This is a genomic window from Gammaproteobacteria bacterium, assembly GCA_028817255.1.
Classification (GTDB): Bacteria; Pseudomonadota; Gammaproteobacteria; order Porifericomitales; family Porifericomitaceae; genus Porifericomes; species Porifericomes azotivorans.
Window position 1 is genome coordinate 1 of sequence record JAPPQA010000148.1, and the last position, 3,349, is coordinate 3,349.

The 3,349-nt window shown below is 56.0% G+C and carries 3 protein-coding genes; all 3 read right to left on the reverse strand.

The genetic code is table 11. The features are described 5' to 3' along the window. Positions 1 to 55: 55 nt before the first annotated feature. A complete protein-coding gene (locus OXU43_06415; GenBank protein ID MDD9824786.1) occupies positions 56 to 865 on the reverse strand; it encodes a hypothetical protein in 810 nt (269 codons plus the stop codon). Positions 866 to 1,220: 355 nt separating this feature from the next. Continuing rightward, positions 1,221 to 1,595 carry a hypothetical protein gene (locus OXU43_06420; GenBank protein ID MDD9824787.1) on the reverse strand — a complete coding sequence of 125 codons (375 nt, stop codon included), beginning with the start codon at positions 1,593 to 1,595 and terminating at the stop codon, positions 1,221 to 1,223. 442 nt (positions 1,596 to 2,037) lie between these two features. Next, positions 2,038 to 2,736 carry a type 1 glutamine amidotransferase gene (locus tag OXU43_06425; protein ID MDD9824788.1) on the reverse strand — a complete coding sequence of 233 codons (699 nt, stop codon included), beginning with the start codon at positions 2,734 to 2,736 and terminating at the stop codon, positions 2,038 to 2,040. Positions 2,737 to 3,349: the final 613 nt, after the last annotated feature.

Sequence of the window (3,349 nt, forward strand, 5' to 3'; positions counted from 1 at the left end):
CCGTCCCAGACAACGACACTTCCGGCGGAAAACCGGCGCTCGTGCAATATCCGGGCTAGTTCGCACAGTCCATATCAACGAGCTCCACATAGAAGCCTTTTTGACCTAAGGGACCTAAGGGACCTAAGGGATATAACGATACCCTCCCTTGTGGGTGTATACGTTGCATGGCTGTAGTGACTTTGATGTTATCCAAATGGCCATCGAATACGGTAAACGAGTAACATTTTTCTGTAACAGAGGCCAAGTTACTATCGTCAAAAACTTTCAAGCGTATATTATATTGCCCTATTAGAAATAAATTGAGAAGTGCATCACTGCGGGATTTGAACTCCCTGAACAGTTCGTCGCTGAGATCATAATAGTAAGGGCCGAGGAAAGGCCCGTTGGAATAATTTTCTAAAGCCTCCGAACTAATTTTTGCCATTATTTTACCGTGTTGGATTCTAGTGGCATCGTCCAATTTCTCTTGGAAATGGACATACGTGTTCCATACTTCATCAGGAAGTATCACTATATTGCCGAACGGAGTTTGCGCATGAAACCCGGCCGGCAAACCGTATGGCAAAGTAGAGGCCTCTTGGTAGAATTCTGCCGAAAAGGTTTTTTCAAAAACGGGGGGGGCCTGCTTTGTGAGGATGAGCTCAATTTTGGAGACTGTGACCAGAGATTTCCCAGAATTGTTAATCTGTAGAAAGGGGTGCAGTAAAAGATTTCCAAGAAATTGATTCACACGAAGTCCTTTCACTGTGAGGCTCAAGTCGGGTGAGGCAAAATAACTGGGGATAGGAGGAAGCTGGGAAAGCGTGAGCGCAAGCACCGCAACTGTAAAAGAGAGCCATGTAGATATATGCTTGGTCTTCATGAAATACTCCACTTCCCGCCGCTTAACCCAACAATAAGCGGTCGAACAGAATGTAGCGTAAGTTTGTAGGTCTGTAGGCCCAAAGAGTTTTTCAACATGTCCAGAGGTGGCCAAATTTCCCGACCGAGAACCAAACCATGCTATCTTTCGTTCCTGTACATTCTCTCGCTCGCCTTGCGGCACTGCGCTTGCCGGTAGCGAAGGGGTTCTCGTTATCCCGGCTGTCCCCGTTGGAACTGTCGGGATAGCGGACAGATTTTAACCGTCTTTAAGAATGTTCCAATTCTACTCGATTTTGCAAAGTTCCGTAGAGGTCCAGTACATCTGGTACTCGGGATGGCGTAAGAGGAGGTTTTTAAGGGCGGGAGCATTCCGAGGGATATAGTAGGGGTCTCTGGGTGTTGTAAAACACCAGCCAATCCGCCAGGGCCCGGTTGAAGTCCTCCAGGCTGGCGGCGTGCGGCCGCTCTTGCTCGATGCGGCCCAGGCGAACGCCATACGGCTGTGCAGGTCGATGAAGGTAAATAGGTAGCGTCAACTGAAAGACTTTATCCACCGCGCCGAGACCCGCTTCCAGCGCCATCCTGGCGACGGCCCGGGACGGCGCCGCCGAATTCGGCGTCAACCAGCATACGGCCTTCTCCGGCTCGTGCATTGTCGGCAACGGGTGAGCCGCCCATAGATCGGACCACTTCCCGAAAGCTGACGCCTCCTCCAGGTTGGCCACCATCAGCGAATGCGCCTGCCCGACGCCGTTGCGCCAGCGGCAGCGCCTGCGCGAACGAGGCCAAGCGTCGCCGCGCCGCCTTCCTGGCCGCTTACCGTTCCGGCACCGTCAGGTGTTTGTTGAGCCACCTCCTTGATAGGAATATAAGTATATGCTTATTAAGCATTTATTATTGAGCAGACGCACGAGAAATTTGTGCGAGATTCTTACAAGGCATAGCTCTCCGCAAAACGCCAGTCTGTAATCGGCATGCACGGCCCCGCAAAACCGTGCCGCCGCCCACCAGCAGAAAAACCGTGCCGGAAGGATATGCCGTGTGCCAGGCGGCACGCTGAAATAACGAGCCGCCATGAGGGTTTCCCACACCCATCCTGGAGCTGTGCAGTGCCCCGTCCGTCACACAGCGCCGTTCCATCCGGCATTGCCCGCGGACGGTGGGCAATGCTCAGGCGCCTTGCCCTCCCAACGCTTCCAGTACGGCGCCCATGACCCGGTTAATCTCCGCGAAGCGCCGGCGATCCGACAACAATTCGCTTGCCGATTGAACGTACCGGGACGGCTTAAGCGCGTCGCCACAATTTTCAATCAATGCGCTGGCCGTTTGCGGCGTCATTTCCAGATGAAATTGCAGGGCCACTACCCGGTCCCGCAAGACGAAACCTTGGTTCCGACAGGCTTGGCTGGCCGCGAGCGGACAAGCGCCCCGAGGAATATCGAAAGTATCGCCATGCCAGTGAAACGCCTCAAGCCGGGGCGGGAGCGCCTGCGCCAGAACCGTATCCGCCGCCTCGGGCAGGCGGCGAATGTCGAACCAGCCGATCTCCGGTTGCCGATTCCGATACACCTTTGCCCCCAACGCATCGGCGATAATCTGGGCGCCCAGACATACCCCCAACACCGTCTTGCCGGCCTCGATCGCCTGGGCGATGAGTGCCTTCTCAGGACGCAGCCAGGGGTATTCCTCCTCGTCGCGTATGCCCATGGGCCCGCCCATGACGATGAGCCAGTCCATATCCTCCACTGCCGGTAGCGGCTGTCCGGCGTATAGACGGGTGGCCTTCAAATCGGCGCCTTGGCCCCGCAACGCAGGCTCCATGCTGCCCAATCCCTCAAAGGGCACGTGCTGTAAATAGCGTACTCTCAAAGCAGTCTCCCTCCGGTCTCCTCGCTACACGCCATCGCGGCCTGCCTGCCGCAAAAGACCGTAGCGCCTATATTTTCCCCGGCCTCCACAACGGAGGCAACGGCACCTTGCAATACCCCAACCGGGGCCTGCGCCGGGGGCCCGTGCCGACCTGAGCAATATCCCGTCTCCGTGAAGACCCCACAAAATTCTCTATGAAATCGGATACATACGATATGAGACCGCTACCGGCAAAGAAATGCGATTGCCCAGGCGCGGGTGGCCTCGACGGCCTCGTCGCAGGAGCCGCGCGCCCTCTACCCTCATTGCGGCGAATCAGTCTGTGCAAAAACCCTATGGGCATGCAGCGAATAAAGCCTACTCCGCCATTTCTGCCTTTTACCTCGTCATTCCGGCGAAAGCCGGAATCCCGCATAGAAAGCGCGCGCCTCGCGCTCCTTTTAAAGGAGGGGCGGGCCGTCCGGCTCTGCAATGTGCGCGTTCCGCGCTCTATTTGCGCTGGATTCCCGCCCCTGTTCAAGCCAGGGGCAAGCTCTGCGCGGGAATGGCGGATATTTGCCATATAATCCCTTTCTGGCCTTAATCAAGCCCCATCCAAGCCCCGGTCGGCACC